We start from the raw sequence: 16,947 nt of genomic DNA, 5'->3' as shown, positions 1-16,947 counted from the left end.
TCCCGTTCCTGCGTGTCTCGACCGGTCAGTAGTCCACGGTACGACCGCCGCGACGCGACGACAGGGCCCCGTGGGTCTCCGTGCCGCTCGCGGTGACGTCGTGCGCGTCGAGGTCTTCGGTCCCGGTCGCGCCGACGGCGCGCTGGGCGGCCCAGGCGCGGATGCGCTGGACCTCCTCGGCCTGCGTGACCGCGAGAGGGATCATCGTCTCGACGACGCGGGTGACGACATCGGTGGTGATCGTCTTCCGGCCGCTGAAGCCCTCGTACAGGGCGGCGACCACGGCCTGCTCGATCTCGGCGCCCGAGTGGTTCTCGCTCGCGGCGACGAGGGCGGCGACGGCCGCCTCATCGTTCGCGATCGCGTCGAGCCCGTTGGCCGGGGTCGCGTGCGCGGCGAGCTGCAGCGACCAGATGACCTCGCGCTCGACGGTCGTGGGCAGGTCGACGAAGAAGATCTCGTCGAAGCGCCCCTTGCGCATGAACTCGGGCGGGAGGGCGTCGATGTTGTTCGCGGTCGCGACGACGAAGACGGGGTGCTTCTTCTCCTGCATCCAGGTCAGGAACGTGCCGAACACGCGTGCCGTCGTGCCCGAGTCTCCCTGCCCCGTGGTGTTCGAGAAGCCCTTCTCGATCTCGTCGACCCACAGGATGCAGGGGGCCACCGCCTCGGCGGTCGCGATGGCCGTCCGCAGGTTCTGCTCGCTCGAGCCGACGAGGCCCGAGAAGATCCGGCCGATGTCGAGCCGCAGCAGCGGCAGCCCCCACGAGGCCGCCGTCGCCTTCGCGGTCATCGACTTGCCGCAACCGGGGACGCCCGTGATCAGCACGCCCTTCGGCGAGGGCAGCCCGTACTCGTGTGCGCTCGGCAGCCACGACCCGTTGCGGCGCTCGAGCCAGCGCTTCAGGTTGTTGAGGCCGCCGACATCGTCGAGGTCGAGGTCGCCCGTGACGAACTCGAGCACGCCGGACTTGCGCACCACCTGGCGCTTCTCGTGCAGCACGACGCGGATGTCGTCGCCCGTCAGCTTGCCGTCGTTCACCATCGCCTGCGCGAAGGCGTTCTCGGCTTCGGCCATCGTGAGGCCGAGCGCGGCCTGGACGAGCGATTCCCGCGCTGCGTCGTCGGCGTCGACACGGATGTCACCCGAGTTGTTCTCGATCATCGTGTCGAGGAGATCGCGGATCTCCGCGGCGGTCGGCAACGGGAAGTCGAACAGGTGGGTCAGCTCGTCGAGCTCGGGCGGGATCACCCGCACCGGCGCCGTGACGACGAGCGTCCGCGACACGTCGCCGTGGCGGAACTCGAGTGCGGTCTCGCGCACCGTCCGCACGATCGCAGGGTCGCCCTGCCGGTGCTCGCCGCCGAAGTAGGCGTGCAGGTCGCAGAAGATGAAGACGCTCGGGTCGGTCACCCCCGCCGCGTGCTGCAGCGCCCGCGCGGGGTTCGTCGTGTTCGAGACGCTCTTGCCGTCAGGGTCGATGAGCCCGAGCGCCGACGTCCACGTCCAGACGCGGCGACGGTTGCGCTGGGCGTGCGCGGCATCCGTGATCGCGGCCACCGCCCGGACCTCCTCGGCCGTCTCGAGGTACAGCAGGGGCAGACGGGCCTTGAAGGCCGCATCCAGCGTGGCGTCGAAGGTCACGTCGGTTCCTTTTCGTGTGGTGGTCATGGTGAGTCGGATGCCGGTTCGTCGAAGCGGATCGTCCACTTCCCCGATCCCTCGTCGGAGTCGACGCGGAGGACGACCCGGTCGCTCGGCGGCCAGGACGATCTCGTGTCGACGGCGTCGAACCCCTGCACGACGTCGAGGGCGGCCTCGCCGGGGTAGACGGCCTCGACGCCGAAGAAACCGTCACCGGCGTAGACGAACCGCGCGCTGAGGGCCTCGCCGTCGTAGACGAGGAGGGCAGATCCCTCGCCCGACACCGTCGCACCGTCGACGGGCGTGGGAGTCTCGCGGGTGACCGTCGCGCTCCAGTCCGTCAGCCGAGGGGCGAACCAGAGACGGCTCGCGTCGTCGCCGGCCACGAACGTGAGCGACCGCGACCCGCTCACGAGGCCGATGTAAGCCGGACGATCGTCGGCGGTACTCGCGTCGGCGTCGATCTGCTGATGGATGCTGAGGTAGTCCTGCTGACCCTCGGTGAGCGGGCCGATCACCCAGACGTCGTCCCCCGCGGGGATGTCCAGATAGCGGGTGCCCGCGGCCCCGATCAGCGTGTCGCCGTCGCGACCGACCTCCTGCGCGGCGGGGTCCGCCCACGGGCGGTACTCGTACTCGTTCGGATCGTCGAGCAGCAACTCCCCCGTGGCGGGGTTGATGCCCACGAACGGCACGACGATGAACGCCAAGACGACCGCGACGACCGACCCCGCGAGGAACGTGATCGTCGAGAAGCGCCGGATCCGGGCATCCGCGGTCGTCATGGCGTCCCCTCCGGGGTCGGGGTCGGCGTGGATCCGGCGTTGGTCGCGAACTCGATCCGCCAGGCCGTGTCGTGCCAGGACTCGATGTAGAAGAGCACGAGCGGCGCGTCGCGCCAGGCGATCGACCGGTCGAACGGCGAATCCTCGGTGAGCGGTCGTTCGCTGCCGTGGGCGGTCACGGCCTGGATCGAGAGGTTGTCACCGCCGCGTGCGCTCACGCGCGCCGTCGTCGCGCCGCCGTCGTGGGTGAACATGAGGGTCTGCGAGCTCGAGAGGACGTCGTCGGCGCGCAGTCCCCGGTCGAAGCGCAGCGACGCCTCCCACGGCTCGTCGCCGGAGCCGTCGATCCACAGTTCGACGTCGGGCTGCTCGACGAGGATGACGATCTGACCGTCCCACAGCGTCGAGAAGCGGGGCGGCTCACCCCCCTCGCCCTCCGTGACGATGCGGCCATCGGCACCCGTGACCCAGACGGCGCTGACGCGGGTGTCTTCCGCGGGGGTGAGGACGATCGGGGTGTCGACGTCGAGACCCGTCAGCCGGATGACGGCGCCGTCCGGGCCGCGGTACGTGTCGGCGTCGCTCTCGTCCGCGACGACGGGATCAGGGTTCGTCCAGGGCGAGAGGGCGTAGTCGCCGCCACCCCCGCCGGCCCCGATCCGATCGAACTCGAAATCGCCGGCATCCGCGTACGCGAGACCGATGATGGCGGCGACGACGAGGCCGAGGGTCGAGACGAGCACGGTGAAGCCGTCGAGGTTGGGCCCCACGGACCTGCCCGCCCTCGTCCGTCCGCCCGCGCTCATGAACCCCTCCGAGCCGACACGTTACCGGGCCGCCGGATCACGCCGGAAAGGCTAGGAGGGCCGTCGGTGCCGGTGCTATTGTCCGGTGCCGCACGCGGCCCGGGACACCCGTCCGCTCGTCGATCGCGAGCGAGACGATCTCGTCGGCACGCTGACCTGCGACCAGCACGGTGTCACGGGCGACGACGTGGTGGCGGGGCCAGACGGTGCCGCACTCGGCGAGCGCGACGGGCTGCAGCATCTCGCCGCCGCCGCGCACCCGGACGGTCGCGATGGTGTCGCTCCCGCGCAGCCCCGCATAGAGGAACACGCCGTCCCGCGACATCGCGAGCTCGGCCCCGGCATCCCCCGGGTAGGCGCCGAGCTGCGCGCCGCCGACGAGCCGCCAGGATCCGGACGCGTCGGGGGCCAGGGCGAAGACCTCGCCGGAGTGCTCGGTCACGACGTAGATGTGCCCGCTCGGGTGCGGGCGCAGGTGCCGAGGCCCCGTCCCTGCCGGCAGGTCGAGGCGCTGTATCTCGCGGCCGCCGCGCCAGAAGCGCACGAGGTCGAGGCCGGTGTCGGTCGTCGCGACCAGTCCGCCGGGGAGGGATGCCGCCTGGTGCGCGTGCGAGGGTCGCGCCGACGAGTCGGGTGCAGCGTCGGGCTCGGGCTCGGTCTCGTCGGCGTAGGGCACGACGTCCGCGTACTCCGCGCCGACGGCTGCACGCAGGGCCCGAGCCGCCGCGGCGAGATCGGATGCCGGGTCGCCCGCGGCGGCATCCGTCCACCGTCGCGCGGCGCCGGGTCGCCCGTCGGCCGCCAGCGCAACCCGGACGACACCGCCGTCGCCGTAGCAGGAGACGATCAGCGCGTCCTCGAGCGCGAGGACGTGGCAGGGACTCTCGCCGACGGCGACCTCGGCACCGAGCGGAGCGTAGGCGGTGTCACCCGTGCGCCGGTAGGCGCGCACGGTGCCCCGGCCCTCGAGCGCCGCGTACACGACGTCGAGGGACGGATGCCGCGCGATCCACGACGGCGATTCCGCCGCGACGACGTCAGGGCCCACCCCGAGCGGACCGCTCGCGAGCGGGGAGTCGGGGCCACCGGCATCCAGCAGTCCGATGCCCGTCGCCGACCCGCCCATGTCGGCGGAGTACCCGCCGAGCAGGAACCGCACGGGTCAGTCGAGCAGGTCGTGGCGCACGATGACCGCGTCGCGCGCGGCGCCGACGCCGATCACCGAGATGCGCGTGCCGCTCATCTTCTCGAGCGCCAGCACGTAGTCCTGCGCGGTCTGCGGCAGGTCCTCGAAGGTGCGGGCGGTCGAGATGTCCTCATCCCAGCCGGGGAAGTTCTCGAGGATCGGCGTCGCGTGGTGGAAGTCGGTCTGGTTGACCGGAACCTCGTCGAACCGCTCGCCGTCGACGTCGTAGGCGACGCAGACGGGGATCTCCTTCAGCCCGGTGAGGATGTCGAGCTTGGTGAGCACGAGGTCGGTGATGCCGTTGATCCGCGTCGCGTACCGCGTGATCGGGGCGTCGTACCAGCCGACGCGGCGCGGACGGCCGGTCGTCGTGCCGAACTCGAAGCCGCGTGAGCGCAGGAAGTCGCCGTTCTCGTCGAAGAGCTCGGTCGGGAAGGGACCGGAGCCGACACGGGTCGTGTACGCCTTCACGATGCCGACGATGCGGTCGAGGCGGTTCGGACCGACACCCGAGCCGGTCGAGGCGCCGCCCGCCGTGGCGGACGACGACGTGACGAACGGGTACGTGCCGTGATCGATGTCGAGCATCGTGGCCTGGCCGCCCTCGAAGACGACGACGTCACCGGCATCCAGCGCCTTGCTGAGCATCAGCCCGGTGTCGGCGACCATCGGGCGCAGGCGCTCGGCGTACGAGAGCAGATCCTCGACGACCTCGTCGACCGTGATGGCGCGACGGTTGAAGACCTTCACCAGCAGGTGGTTCTTCTGATCGAGCGCGCCTTCGACCTTCTGGCGCAGGATGTTCTCGTCGAAGAGGTCCTGCACGCGGATGCCGGTGCGGTTGATCTTGTCGGCGTAGGTCGGGCCGATGCCGCGACCGGTCGTGCCGATCATCTTCTTGCCGAGGAAGCGCTCGGTCACCTTGTCGAGGGTGCGGTGGTACTGCGTGATGATGTGCGCACTCGCGCTGACCTTGAGCCGCGAGACGTCGAGGCCGCGGGCCTGCAGGGCGCCGAGCTCGGCGAAGAGCACCTCGAGGTCGATGACGACGCCGTTGCCGATGACGGCGTTGACGCCGGGCGACAAGATGCCGCTGGGCAGCAGGTGCAGGGCGTACTTCTCGTCGCCGATCACCACGGTGTGGCCGGCGTTGTTGCCGCCGTTGAACTTGACGACCCAGTCGGTGCGCTCACCCAGGAGGTCGGTGGCTTTGCCCTTGCCCTCGTCTCCCCATTGAACTCCGACGATCACGATGCCTGGCATGGGCTCTCCCCCGTTTATCGGACGGTTACACCCCATCCTATCGGGCCGGGTGTCGGGAGCCGACGGAGGGTGGCGGATACTCTGTCTGTCAGAGTATGGTCGCCCCATGACGCAGGAGATGCGGGAACCGACGTTCCTCATGCTGACGGCTCTGGCCGACGGCCCCAAGCACGGCTACGCGCTGATCGAAGAGGTCGACCGCGTCTCCCGCGGCCACGTCCGCCTGAAGGTCGCGACCCTCTACGCCGCCCTCGACCGCCTCGAGAAGGAGGGCACGATCCGCATCGCCCGCGAGGAGCGGGTGCAGGGGCGCGTCCGCCGGTACGTCGAACTCACCCCCAGCGGGGTCGATCTGCTCGCCGAGGAGGTCGCCCGACGCGAGGTGACCGTGGCGGAAGCCCGACGCCGCCTCGCGCTGCGCCCCGCGTTCGGAGGCGCCCTGTGACCACGATCGACGACACCCCCTGGCGCCGCGCGCTCCGCGCGTACCCCTCCTCGTGGCGCGACCGGCACGGCGAGGCCATGCTCGGCACGCTGCTCGACGAAGCCGAGGCGCGGGGACGAGACGAACCCTCCCGCGGCGAGCGCATCGCGCTGATGCGGAGCGGCCTCGCCGTCCGCATCCTGGGGTGGATGCCGCACCCCGCCCGCGAAGCCCTCGCCACGGCATCCGCGGCCACCGGGTTCGCCCTCGCCGTGATGTTCGCCGTGTTCAGCGGGTTCGGCGAACGCGTGGATTGGCGCCTCCCCGCCGAGGGACAGAACCTCGACCTGCAGGCGAGCCCGGGACTCGTGCCCGCCGGGCTGTGGGTGATCGCGTTCGTCCTGATCCTGTGCGGCGCCGCGCGGGCGGCGCGCATCGCCCTCGCGGCCACGGCCGTGGCCGGCGCCGGGGCGTTCGTCTACGCCCAGCTCGACCCGCTCGCCGGTCCCCGCGCGATCACGACGGTGACGATGACGGTCTTCGCCCTCCTCGCCCTGCTCGCCCCGGTCCGGGCCCGTCTCGCGGCGGCTGCGACCGCGGCGATGACGACCGGCATCCTCGTCTTCTTCCACCTCTTCTTCGAGGTGCCGCCCGGCAGCCCGTCGCGCGCGATCTGGCTGCGGGTCCTGACGGAGGAGTTCACCGGTTTCCTGGCAGGTGCCGTCTGGGTGCTCGCCCTCCTGGCGGCGATCGTGCGTGCTCGCGCCGTCGCCCGCAGCATCGGCGCCGCCGCGACGGTGTGGACGATCGTGTGGCTGATCCGGCTGACGATGTGGGACGTCGTCACCGGGATGCTGGGCCTTGCCGCTGTCCTCGCCGTCGTCGCGATCGGGGCCGGGATCTTCCGCGCGGGAGCCCGATGGGGACGCGGAACGCACCCGCGGGAAGGCGCCGCCTGAGGCGGCGCGGCGCGCGCTAGGGTTCGGTCATGCGTACCCGAACGTGGCCGACGGTGTGGTCGGCACTGAGGCTCGTCGCGGCGGCCACCATCACGGTCGCCGTCGTGGCCCAATTCATCACGACCGTCCGCACCGCGATCTCGCAGGACCGCGACGTCGCGACGACGATCGCCAACTTCTTCAGCTTCTTCACGATCCTGTCGAACATCGTCGGGGCCCTCGCCCTGTTGGCCGCTGTCGTCTGGTTCTGGATGCGGCCGCACCACGAGCAGCGCGAGCCGGCGGGGGTCGCGCTCGGACTCGCCGCCGCGACGAGCTACCTGTTCATCACGGGCGTCGTCTACAACCTGCTGCTGCGCGGCTATCCGACGTCGGATGATCACGTCGCCTGGGCGAACGAGATCGTGCACGTCGTCGCACCGCTGTTCCTGCTGCTCGACCTGTTCCTCGCCCCCACCCGTCGGGCCCTTCCATGGCGCGCGGTGATCGCGATCCTCGCCGTCCCGATCGCCTGGATCGGGTACACGCTCGTGCGCGGACCCCTCGTGATCGACCCGACCGACGGGGTGGCGTTCTGGTACCCCTATCCGTTCCTCGACCCGAACGGCATCAACGGGTGGGGCGGGGTCGGCGCGTACGTCGTCGGGATCTCGACAGCGTTCGTCGTCGTCGGTTCGCTCGTCGTCGGGGTCGGGCGCCTGCGCACCCGCGCGCCTCGGGTCCCCGCCCCGGCCTGAGCCGACGCTCAGCGGCGGGACGACTCCCGCACGATCAGGTGCGTCGGGAGCGGAGTGTCCTCGGTGAGGCCGTCGGGCTCTTCGACGGCGAGGAGCACCTTCTGCATCATCAGCTCGCCGAGGGCGCGGAAATCCTGCCGCACCGTCGTCAGCGGCGGCGAGAGGTAGGCCGCCTCGGGCACGTCGTCGAAGCCCACGACGGCGACGTCCTCCGGCACCTGCAGCCCTCGCGCGCGAAGGGCGGAGAGCAGGCCGATCGCCATGTGGTCGTTGCCCGCGAAGACCGCATCCCCTCGGGCGACGTCGAGGGTCCGGCCGATCTCGGCACCGCTGGCCGCCGTCCAGTCGCCGTGCGGCGGCTCCGCGACCGCGAGCTGACGCGCCGCGAGCTCGTCGCGCCAGCCTCGGATGCGTTCGATCGCGTCGGGATTGCGGGGCGGGCCCGCGATGTGGAGGATGCGGCGGTGCCCCAGCTCCGCGAGGTGCCGGACGGCCGCCCGCGCCCCCCGGTACTGGTCGATGGACACGAGCTGCGGGTGACGCCGCTGGGTCGCCGCCGCGGCGACCATCGGCACACCGAGGTCGAGCCCGCGCACGACCTCGAGGACACCCAGGTCCGTCACGACCAGGACGATCGCGTCGACGCGCTGGCGGAGCAGTCCCTCGACGACCGAGCGGATGCTGGCGGCATCCGTGTCGGGCGCGGTCACCGAGTCGACGGAGTACCGCTCCACGCGCGCGGCGACGTTGAAGTGCATGGCGATGGACGTCGGCCCGAAGTCCGCCGTGCCGGGGGTGACGAGGCCGATCGTCCGCGTGCGCTTGGTGACGAGCGCGCGGGCGGCCGGCGACGGGCTGTAGCGCAGTTGCGCCATCGCCTGCTCGACCCGGGCCCGCGTCGCGGGCCGCACGTTCGGCAGGTCGTTGAGGACCCGCGACACCGTCTGGTGCGAGACCCCCGCCAGACGCGCGACGTCGAAGATGTTCGCGGACTTCGCGCCGCGCTCGTCGCTCACGACTCGTCCTCGGGGCGGGCGACGAGCGCGAGCAGCGAGTCCACGGTCAACGAGTCGGCCGGGATCGTGTCGACGAGGCGGCCCGCGCGCATGACGGCGATGCGGTTCGAGACGCGCAGCACCTCTTCGAGCTCGGCCGAGATGAACAGCACCGACAGTCCGTTGTCGGCGAGGTCGGCGACGAGCCGCTGGATCTCGACCTTCGCTCCGACGTCGATGCCGCGGGTCGGCTCGTCGAGCACCAGGACGCGCGGTGACAGGGCGAGCAGCCGAGCGAGCAGCACCTTCTGCTGGTTGCCGCCCGACAGCGTGCCGGCCGGCCGGTCGGGGTCGGCGGGGCGGATGTCGAGAGCCTCGATCCAGCTCATCGCGAGCTCCCGGCGGCGCGCGCTGCCGAGCCGGTGCAGGATGCCGCGATCGGCCTGCAGCGCGAGGGTGATGTTGTCCTGCACGCTGAGCTCGCCGATGATCCCCTCGGTCCGGCGGTTCTCGGACGAGTAGACGATGCCCTGACCGATCGCCCGGCGCGGGGTCGGCAGGTGGGCGGGAGCACCACGGACCTCGAGGACACCGGCATCCGGTCGGTCCACGCCCGTGAGGGCACGCGCCAGTTCGCTGCGGCCCGACCCGAGCAGCCCCGCGAGCCCGACGACCTCGCCCTCGCCGATCGACACGGTCGCGTCGGTGAGCCCGGTACCCGAGGCGAGTCCCCGTCCGGCGAGCGCGACGGGGACGGATGCCGCGGCATCCTCCCTCTGGTGGACGTCCATCTCGTCGGCACCGCGACCCAGCATCTTCTCGACGAGGTCGATGCGCAGGAGCTCGGCGGGGACGTACTCGCCGATGAGGCGCCCGCCGCGGAGGACCGTGATGCGGTCGCAGATCTCGTAGACCTGGTCGAGGAAGTGCGAGACGAACAGCACCGCGACCCCGCGCACGGTCAGCTCGCGGATGACGCGGAAGAGCTCGGCGACCTCATCGAGGTCGAGGCTCGAGGTCGGTTCGTCGAGCACGACGACACGCGCGTCGACCGAGATCGCGCGGGCGATCGCGACGAGCTGCTGCACGGCGAGCGAATGACCTGACAGGCGCGTCCGCGGGTCGATGTCGAGTCCGAGGCCCTCGAGGATCGCCCCCGCTCGGCGATGGGTCTCACGCCAGTCGATCGCTCCGAAGCGTCGACTCTCGCGCCCCAGCAGCACGTTCTCGCCGACCGACAGGTTCGGGAGCAGATCGATCTCCTGGTAGACCGCGCTGATCCCGGCCGCGAGGGCATCGGCGGGCGAGGCGAAGTGCACCGGCTCTCCGCCGACGCGGATCGTCCCGGCGTCCGGGCGGAGCGCCCCCGTGATCGCCTTGATGAGCGTCGACTTGCCCGCCCCGTTCTCGCCCATGAGCGAGTGGACCTCGCCCGGCAGCAGCCGGAAGTCGACGGCGTCGAGCACCGTCTCGGCGCCGAAGCGAACGGTCGCGCCGGTCACTTCCACGACCGGCGCGACCGCTGCTTCGCGCGCATCCATACGGACCATCATGCCCGCGGTGAGCCTCCCCCGAGGTTCACGCCTGACATCACCGTGACGTTCGCGCCGTCCGCGCGACCAGCAGGCGCTGCACGACCACGAAGACGAGCAGCAGCGCGCCGATCGTGATGCGCGTCCAGGACTGGTCGACGCCGAGGAACGAGATCGCCGTCTTGATGGTGCCGTAGACGAACACGCCGATCATCGAGCCGAGCACGAACCCGCTGCCGCCCGTGAGCAGCGTGCCGCCGATCACCACCGCGGCGATGGTGTCGAGCTCGGTCCCGATGCCGTTCAGCGGGTAGGACGCCCCGGTGTACGCCGTGAAGACGACACCCGCGAGCCCCGCGCACACCCCGCTGATGACGTACGCCAGCAGCTTCGTCCGCACGACCGGCAGGCCCATGAGGCGTGCCGACTGCTCGTTGCCGCCGATCGCGTAGATCGTGCGTCCGAACCGGGTGAACTGCAGGATCAGGATGCCGACGACCACCACGACGAGCGCGAGGATGCCGGTCGGTGTCAGGTAGAAGCTGCCGGGGCCGCCCTGCATGCGGGTCGACTGGAGCCACAGGATCGCCGGCTCCTCGACGCGGATCGACGAGAGGCTCACCATGAACGCGAGCCCCCGCGCCGCGAACATCGCCGCGAGCGAGGCGATGAACGGCTGCACCCCGAAGTACTGCACGAGCACCCCGACGAACAGTCCCATCAGCGCACCGAGGACGAGCATGACCGGGATGACGATCGCGACCGGTGTGCCCTGGCTCAGCATGCTCGCCCCCAGCATCCCGGTGAACGCCATGACCGCGCCGACCGACAGGTCGATGCCGCCGGTGAGGATGACGAAGGTCATGCCGACCGCGAGGATCAGCAGGTACGCGTTGTCGAGCAGGAGCGCCGACAGCACACGCGGGGTGACGAAGTTGCCGAAGTAGGCCTGCGCCCCGATGAGCATCGCGACGAGGATGACGACGGCGGCGAACACGGGCACCCACGAGGCGTGCCGGCTGCGGAAGCGCTGGATCGTGTCGGCGAACCCGCCGGTGCGACCGAGGTCTGCGGTGACGGCGCTCACGAGGCCACCTCCACGGTGCGACGGCCGCCGCCTCGGACGGCATCGACCCCCTTCGCGACCAGCGACCGCGTTCGCGGGGACTGGACGAGCACGACGATGACGACGACGATCGCGAGGAACAGCGGGCTGACCGCCGGCGGGACGCCGAGGAAGGTGATCGTCGACTTCAGCGTCTGGATCGTGAAGACGCCGACGACGGTGCCCGCGATCGTGAACTTGCCGCCCATGAGGCTCGTGCCGCCGAGGACGACGGCGAGGATCGCGTCGAGCTCGATGTAGAGGCCCGCCGCGTTGGCGTCGGCCGCCATGATGTTCGACGAATAGAGGATGCCGGCGAATCCGGCGAGCAGGCCGCTCGCCGCGTACGCGCCCCAGATGATGCCGCGCGACCGCACGCCCGCGAGGCGGCTGGCCTCGGGGTTGATGCCGACGGCCTCGGTGAGGACGCCGAGCGCGGTGCGACGCTGCAGCACCGCGACGATGACGATCGCGACGACCGAGACGTAGAAGGCGAACGGCAGGCCCACCAGGTAGCCCTGCGCCATGAAGCGGTACGGCGCGCTCGTGATGGTCGTGATGAAGCCGCCCGTGATGAGGAGGGCGACACCGCGACCGGCGAGCATGAGCACGAGGGTCGCGATGATCGGCTGAACGCCGACGACCGCGACGAGGAAGCCGTTCCACACCCCCAGCAGCAGCGCCACGAAGACGGCGAGCGCGATCGCGATGAGCACGGTCGACAGGTCCCCCGGCGACGAGGAGTTCGAGATGACGGTCAGGGCCACCGCCCCCGAGACCGCCATGATGGCTCCCACCGAGAGGTCGATGCCGCGCGTCGCGATCACGAGCGTCATGCCGAGCGCGACGAGCATGAGCGGTGCGCTGTTGCGCAGGATGTCGAGCAGCGGGCCGTACAGCTGACCGTTCTGCACCGTGATCGAGATGAAGGACGGCCGCGCGATCGTGTTGACGATGACGAGCACGAGCAGTGCCGCGATCGGCCAGACGAGGCGGTGCGCCAGGAAGCGCTTGAGGGTCGGGTTCATGCCGCTGTCTCCGGGTTGAGGCGAGACGACGTCGTCTCGCCGGACTCTTGCGCGATGAGGGCGACCAGATCGTCGACCGTCACGTCGGTGGCGTCCAGTTCGCCGATCTTAGAACGGTCGCGCAGCACCACGATGCGCTGGGCGATGCGGACCACCTCCTCGAGCTCCGAGGAGATGAAGACGACCGAGAGGCCTTCCGCCGCCAGCTCGGTGACCTTGCGCTGGATGTCGGCCTTGGCGCCGACGTCGATGCCGCGCGTCGGCTCGTCGAGGATGATCAGCTGCGGCGCGGTGGCGAGCCATCGGGCGAGCAGCACCTTCTGCTGGTTGCCGCCCGAGAGGTTGCGCACGAGCGCGTTCGGGTCGGCGGGGCGGACGCCGAGCGCCGAGATGTACTCGGCGACGATGGCGTCCCGCTCGGTGCGGCCGATGGGACGCATGGCGCCCCGCTTGGCCTGGATGCCGAGCACGATGTTCTCGGCCACGGTGAGGTCGGCGATGATCCCCTCGGCGCGACGGTCCTCGCTCGAGAAGGCGATGCGCTTGTCGATCGCGTTCCGCGGGTTCGTGATGCGCGCGGCATCCCCCCGCACTTCGTGCGTACCGGCGTCGGCGCGGTCGGCGCCGTAGACGAGGCGGACGAGTTCGCTGCGGCCGGAGCCCAGCAGACCCGCGATGCCGACGACCTCGCCCTCGTACACCTCCATGTCGACGGGTTCGATGACGTTCTTGCGGCCGAGGCCCGCCACCCGCAGGACCGGGGTCGCGGTGCGGTCGATCTCGCGCTCGGACGCGCGCGAGAGAGCCTCGAGTTCGTCGAGCTGGCGGCCGATCATCTTCGCGATGAGTTCGCCGCGCGGCAGCTCGGCCGGCAGGTACTCCCCCACCAGCTGACCGTTGCGGAGGACCGTGAGGCGGTCGGAGATCTCGTAGACCTGGTCGAGGAAGTGCGTGACGAAGAGGATGGCGACGCCGCGGTCACGGAGACCCCGGACGACGGTGAAGAGCTGCTCGACCTCGCTGCGGTCGAGGCTCGAGGTCGGCTCGTCGAGGACGAGCACGCGGGCGTCGGCGACCGTCGCGCGGCTGATGGCGACGAGCTGCTGCACCGCGATGGAGTGCGACGACAGGGCCGAGCGCGGGTCGATGTCGAGCCCGAGGGCCGCGAGGTAGCGCGTCGCCTCGCGGTGGGTCGCGCGCCAGTCGATGAAGCCGGCCCGCCGCACCTCGCGGCCCAGCATGACGTTCTCACCGACCGACAGGTTCGTGCAGAGGTTGACCTCCTGGTAGACCGTGGAGATCCCGGATGCCTCTGCGTCGGCGGTCGAGCGGAAGACGCGCTGCTCGCCGGCGACCTCGATCGTCCCGCCGTTGATGGCGTAGACGCCCGTGAGCGCTTTGATGAGCGTCGATTTGCCGGCGCCGTTCTCGCCCATGAGGGTGTGGACCTCGCCGGCGCGGAGCGTCAGATCGACCCGGTCCAGCGCGAGGACCCCGGGGAACCGGATGGTGACGTCCCGCATCCGCACGACCTCGTCGTGCTGCGGGGCGGTGGCCGGCGAGGCCGGCGTGGCTGCGACATCGACCATGAGGCGCGCCTTTCCGTGATGACCGCCGGGGACCGGAATCCGGTCCCCGGCGGTGGTTCGGTGATCGTTGAGGATCGTGAGGGTGGCGATCGATCAGTAGGGGCGGGAGTCGAGGACCTCGGCGGCCTGCTCCTGCGTGAACGACTGGTCTTCGACGATCGTGCGCTTCTCGACCGACTTGCCGTCGACGACGGACTTGACGAGGTCGGCGGCCTTCTCTCCCAGGAGCGGGTTGCACTCGACGATGAAGTTGAACTCGCCGTTCGCCAGGGCGGTCATGCCGTCCTTCACCGCGTCGATGGTGACGATCTGGATGTCCTTGCCGGGGGTCAGACCTGCCGCCTTGATGGCGTCGAGAGCACCCAGGCCCATGTCGTCGTTGTGCGCGAAGAGGACGTTGATGTCCTTGCCGTACTTCTGGAGGTAGCCCTCCATGACCTTCTTGCCGCCGTCACGGGTGAAGTCACCCGTCTGCGAGTCGAGCACCTTCACGTCCGTGCCCTTGATGGCCTCGTCGAAGCCGGTGGCACGGTCGAGCGCGGCGGACGAACCCGTCGTGCCCTCGAGGACGACCAGGTTCGCGCCCTTGCCGTCGAAGTTCTCCTTGACCCACTCGCCCGCGGTGCGACCCTCCTGCTCGAAGTCGAGACCGACCCACGAGGCGTAGAGGTCGTCACTCGCCGAGACCGTGCGGTCTTCGAGGATCACCGGGATGCCGGCATCCTTCGCTTCCTTCAGGACGTCGTCCCAGCCGTCGACCGTGATCGGCGCGATGACGATGGCGTCGACGCCCTGGTTGATGAAGTTGCGGACGGCGGAGATCTGCGCCTCCTGCTTGTTGTCCGCCGCGTTGAACGTCAGCTTGAACCCGTTCTCCTCCGAGAACGCCTTCTTCATCGACTCGGTGTTGGCTGCGCGCCATCCGGACTCGCAACCGGTCTGTGCGAACCCGACCGTGATCAGGTCGCCGCCACCCCCGTTGCCCCCTGCGCCGGGTGCGCCGTTGCCCGCGCATCCGGTGACGACGAGTGCCAGTGCCCCCAGCATGGCCGCTGCTGCGAAAGCAGTCTTCTTCATCCCAAAACCTCCTTGTTCGGGTCCGGCTGACCGCCGGTGTTCCGGGCCGCCGTGGCCTCCGGTTGCTCGAATGTTAGCCTTCACATTTCTCGCGGCGCTAGATTGTGAGCGATAACATTTGCGTAACGCGGGTGCCACCACCGAAGGACATCCACGTCCCCCTCCGTCGCCCGCCTCCACGGATGTGAGCACTCACATCCGCCGTCGAGCGAACGGCGGAGATCCCGGCCGCCGCGCCGGGTCCCGGCATCCGCCCCACGGCGCGTCGGGCGGATCTCCGCCACACGGTCCCCCGCGTAACCGCGCCGATCGCGGCACGGCCCCCTCGATAGGATGGGGACCATGTCGAAGGTCCTTCAGTCCCTGCCCGTCGGCGAGCGCGTCGGCATCGCCTTCTCGGGGGGTCTAGACACCTCGGTCGCCGTCGCCTGGATGCGCGACAAGGGCGCCGTCCCCTTCACCTACACCGGCGACCTCGGTCAGTACGACGAGGACGACATCGCGTCGATCCCCGGCCGTGCCCTGCAGTACGGCGCCGAGGGCTCCCGCCTCATCGACTGCAAGCCGATGATGGTCGAGGAGGGCCTCGTCGCCCTCTCGTGCGGCGCCTTCCACATCCGCTCGGGCGGACGCACCTACTTCAACACCACCCCGATCGGCCGTGCCGTCACCGGCACGATGCTCGTCCGGGCCATGAAGGAGGACGGCGTCGACATCTGGGGCGACGGCTCCACCTACAAGGGCAACGACATCGAGCGGTTCTACCGCTACGGGCTGCTCGCCAACCCCGCCCTGCGCATCTACAAGCCGTGGCTGGATGCCGACTTCGTCACCGAGCTGGGCGGCCGCACCGAGATGAGCGAGTGGCTCGTCGCGCACGGCTTCCCGTACCGCGACTCGGTCGAGAAGGCGTACTCCACCGACGCGAACATCTGGGGCGCGACCCACGAGGCCAAGACCCTCGAGCACCTCGACGTCTCGCTCGAGATCGTCGAACCCATCATGGGCGTGCGCTTCTGGGACCCGGCCGTCGAGATCGAGACCGAGGACGTCTCGGTCACGTTCGAAGCCGGTCGCCCCGTCGCGATCAACGGTGTCGAGTACTCGGATGCCGTGGCTCTGGTCATGGCCGCGAACGAGATCGGCGGGCGCCACGGCCTCGGCATGAGCGACCAGATCGAGAACCGCATCATCGAGGCGAAGTCCCGCGGCATCTACGAGGCGCCGGGCATGGCGCTGCTGTTCATCGCGTACGAGCGCCTGGTCAACGGCATCCTCAACGAGGACACCCTCGCGACCTACCACGAGCAGGGTCGGCGCCTGGGCCGCCTCATGTACGAGGGCCGCTGGCTCGAGCCGCAGTCGTTCATGCTGCGCGAGTCGATCCAGCGCTGGGTCGGCTCCGCCATCAGCGGCACGGTGACGCTGCGCCTGCGCCGCGGCGAGGACTACACGATCCTGAACACCGAGAGCCGCAACCTCTCGTACTCCCCCGAGAAGCTCTCGATGGAGCGCGTCGGCGACGCCGCCTTCGGTCCCACCGACCGCATCGGGCAGCTCACGATGCGCAACCTCGACATCGCCGACTCCCGCGCGCGCCTCGAGCACTTCGTGTCGCTCGGCATGATCGGCGGCGCCACGGCCGAGCTCGTCGGCGAGCTCGAGCAGGGCGGCGCTGCGGCCATCACGGGGAACACCGGTGAGGTCGACGAGCTGGCGGGTGCCATCGACGAGTCGGGCGACTCGGCATCCTTCGACTTCGGCGCCGACTGAGAGGTCGCTGAATTAAGTTGCACACGACTGTGCAACTTCGTAC

At 70.3% G+C, this 16,947-nt stretch carries 15 protein-coding genes; 4 read left to right on the top strand and 11 right to left on the bottom strand.

What is annotated here, in order from left to right:
- Positions 1-25: 25 nt before the first annotated feature.
- From MRBLMI1x_RS02945 to MRBLMI1x_RS02925, 5 genes are read right to left on the bottom strand one after another with little or no spacing between them, the layout of a single operon-like run.
- The gene (locus tag MRBLMI1x_RS02945; protein WP_018187861.1) at positions 26-1,645 is read right to left on the bottom strand and encodes an AAA family ATPase; all 1,620 of its coding nucleotides are present in this window, start codon (positions 1,643-1,645) and stop codon (positions 26-28) included.
- A 23-nt stretch (positions 1,646-1,668) separates the two neighbouring features.
- On the bottom strand, positions 1,669-2,430 hold the full coding sequence (locus MRBLMI1x_RS02940) for a hypothetical protein (protein WP_018187860.1): 762 nt from the start codon (positions 2,428-2,430) through the stop codon (positions 1,669-1,671).
- Entirely contained in the window at positions 2,427-3,236 is an 810-nt protein-coding gene (locus MRBLMI1x_RS02935) for a hypothetical protein (RefSeq protein ID WP_363455847.1), read from the bottom strand. The genes MRBLMI1x_RS02940 and MRBLMI1x_RS02935 overlap by 4 nt, the downstream gene beginning before the upstream one ends.
- 37 nt (positions 3,237-3,273) lie before the next feature.
- Positions 3,274-4,395, bottom strand: coding sequence for a lactonase family protein (locus tag MRBLMI1x_RS02930; RefSeq protein ID WP_363455844.1), 1,122 nt, complete (start codon positions 4,393-4,395; stop codon positions 3,274-3,276).
- A 3-nt stretch (positions 4,396-4,398) separates the two neighbouring features.
- Entirely contained in the window at positions 4,399-5,685 is a 1,287-nt protein-coding gene (locus MRBLMI1x_RS02925; protein ID WP_018187857.1) for an adenylosuccinate synthase, read from the bottom strand.
- 106 nt (positions 5,686-5,791) lie between these two features.
- Here MRBLMI1x_RS02925 and MRBLMI1x_RS02920 point away from each other — a divergent pair, with 106 nt between their 5' ends.
- From MRBLMI1x_RS02920 to MRBLMI1x_RS02910, 3 genes are read left to right on the top strand one after another with little or no spacing between them, the layout of a single operon-like run.
- Complete coding sequence (locus MRBLMI1x_RS02920; protein WP_363455839.1) at positions 5,792-6,130, top strand: PadR family transcriptional regulator; 339 nt, start codon at positions 5,792-5,794, stop codon at positions 6,128-6,130.
- Positions 6,127-7,068 (top strand): hypothetical protein, encoded by a 942-nt coding sequence (locus MRBLMI1x_RS02915; RefSeq protein ID WP_363455836.1) that lies wholly within the window; start codon positions 6,127-6,129, stop codon positions 7,066-7,068. Before MRBLMI1x_RS02920 ends, MRBLMI1x_RS02915 begins: the two co-directional genes overlap by 4 nt.
- A gap of 29 nt (positions 7,069-7,097) precedes the next feature.
- The gene (locus MRBLMI1x_RS02910) at positions 7,098-7,805 is read left to right on the top strand and encodes a Pr6Pr family membrane protein (RefSeq protein ID WP_363455833.1); all 708 of its coding nucleotides are present in this window, start codon (positions 7,098-7,100) and stop codon (positions 7,803-7,805) included.
- Between the two features lie 8 nt (positions 7,806-7,813).
- Here MRBLMI1x_RS02910 and MRBLMI1x_RS02905 read toward each other — a convergent pair whose 3' ends face one another.
- From MRBLMI1x_RS02905 to MRBLMI1x_RS02880, 6 genes are all read right to left on the bottom strand, one after another.
- Complete coding sequence (locus tag MRBLMI1x_RS02905; protein WP_311858475.1) at positions 7,814-8,821, bottom strand: LacI family DNA-binding transcriptional regulator; 1,008 nt, start codon at positions 8,819-8,821, stop codon at positions 7,814-7,816.
- Entirely contained in the window at positions 8,818-10,341 is a 1,524-nt protein-coding gene (locus MRBLMI1x_RS02900) for a sugar ABC transporter ATP-binding protein (protein WP_363457799.1), read from the bottom strand. The genes MRBLMI1x_RS02905 and MRBLMI1x_RS02900 overlap by 4 nt, the downstream gene beginning before the upstream one ends.
- Positions 10,342-10,390: 49 nt before the next feature.
- Positions 10,391-11,419, bottom strand: a complete 1,029-nt coding sequence (locus tag MRBLMI1x_RS02895) for an ABC transporter permease subunit (RefSeq protein ID WP_020097628.1) — start codon at positions 11,417-11,419, stop codon at positions 10,391-10,393.
- The gene (locus tag MRBLMI1x_RS02890; protein ID WP_363455829.1) at positions 11,416-12,465 is read right to left on the bottom strand and encodes an ABC transporter permease; all 1,050 of its coding nucleotides are present in this window, start codon (positions 12,463-12,465) and stop codon (positions 11,416-11,418) included. The genes MRBLMI1x_RS02895 and MRBLMI1x_RS02890 overlap by 4 nt, the downstream gene beginning before the upstream one ends.
- Complete coding sequence (locus MRBLMI1x_RS02885) at positions 12,462-14,054, bottom strand: sugar ABC transporter ATP-binding protein (RefSeq protein WP_363455826.1); 1,593 nt, start codon at positions 14,052-14,054, stop codon at positions 12,462-12,464. Before MRBLMI1x_RS02885 ends, MRBLMI1x_RS02890 begins: the two co-directional genes overlap by 4 nt.
- 93 nt (positions 14,055-14,147) lie before the next feature.
- Complete coding sequence (locus MRBLMI1x_RS02880) at positions 14,148-15,131, bottom strand: ABC transporter substrate-binding protein (RefSeq protein WP_363455823.1); 984 nt, start codon at positions 15,129-15,131, stop codon at positions 14,148-14,150.
- Positions 15,132-15,473: 342 nt separating this feature from the next.
- Here MRBLMI1x_RS02880 and argG point away from each other — a divergent pair, with 342 nt between their 5' ends.
- Positions 15,474-16,904, top strand: coding sequence for an argininosuccinate synthase (argG, locus tag MRBLMI1x_RS02875; protein ID WP_018187847.1), 1,431 nt, complete (start codon positions 15,474-15,476; stop codon positions 16,902-16,904).
- Positions 16,905-16,947: the final 43 nt, after the last annotated feature.

Source organism: Microbacterium sp. LMI1x-1-1.1 (assembly GCF_040676205.1).
Classification (GTDB): Bacteria; Actinomycetota; Actinomycetes; order Actinomycetales; family Microbacteriaceae; genus Microbacterium; species Microbacterium aquilitoris.
Note: the sequence above shows the minus strand (reverse complement) of the source record. Positions and strands in the feature narration are given on the sequence as shown.

Excerpts from the sequence above, each read along its gene's own strand:
- MRBLMI1x_RS02880 (WP_363455823.1), bottom strand. The coding sequence starts at position 15,131 with ATGAAGAAGACTGCTTTCGCAGCAGCGGCCATGCTGGGGGCACTGGCA.
- MRBLMI1x_RS02885 (WP_363455826.1), bottom strand. The coding sequence starts at position 14,054 with ATGGTCGATGTCGCAGCCACGCCGGCCTCGCCGGCCACCGCCCCGCAG.
- MRBLMI1x_RS02900 (WP_363457799.1), bottom strand. The coding sequence starts at position 10,341 with ATGGATGCGCGCGAAGCAGCGGTCGCGCCGGTCGTGGAAGTGACCGGC.
- MRBLMI1x_RS02890 (WP_363455829.1), bottom strand. The coding sequence starts at position 12,465 with ATGAACCCGACCCTCAAGCGCTTCCTGGCGCACCGCCTCGTCTGGCCG.
- MRBLMI1x_RS02935 (WP_363455847.1), bottom strand. The coding sequence starts at position 3,236 with ATGAGCGCGGGCGGACGGACGAGGGCGGGCAGGTCCGTGGGGCCCAAC.
- argG (WP_018187847.1), top strand. The coding sequence starts at position 15,474 with ATGTCGAAGGTCCTTCAGTCCCTGCCCGTCGGCGAGCGCGTCGGCATC.
- MRBLMI1x_RS02940 (WP_018187860.1), bottom strand. The coding sequence starts at position 2,430 with ATGACGACCGCGGATGCCCGGATCCGGCGCTTCTCGACGATCACGTTC.
- MRBLMI1x_RS02910 (WP_363455833.1), top strand. The coding sequence starts at position 7,098 with ATGCGTACCCGAACGTGGCCGACGGTGTGGTCGGCACTGAGGCTCGTC.
- MRBLMI1x_RS02920 (WP_363455839.1), top strand. The coding sequence starts at position 5,792 with ATGACGCAGGAGATGCGGGAACCGACGTTCCTCATGCTGACGGCTCTG.
- MRBLMI1x_RS02925 (WP_018187857.1), bottom strand. The coding sequence starts at position 5,685 with ATGCCAGGCATCGTGATCGTCGGAGTTCAATGGGGAGACGAGGGCAAG.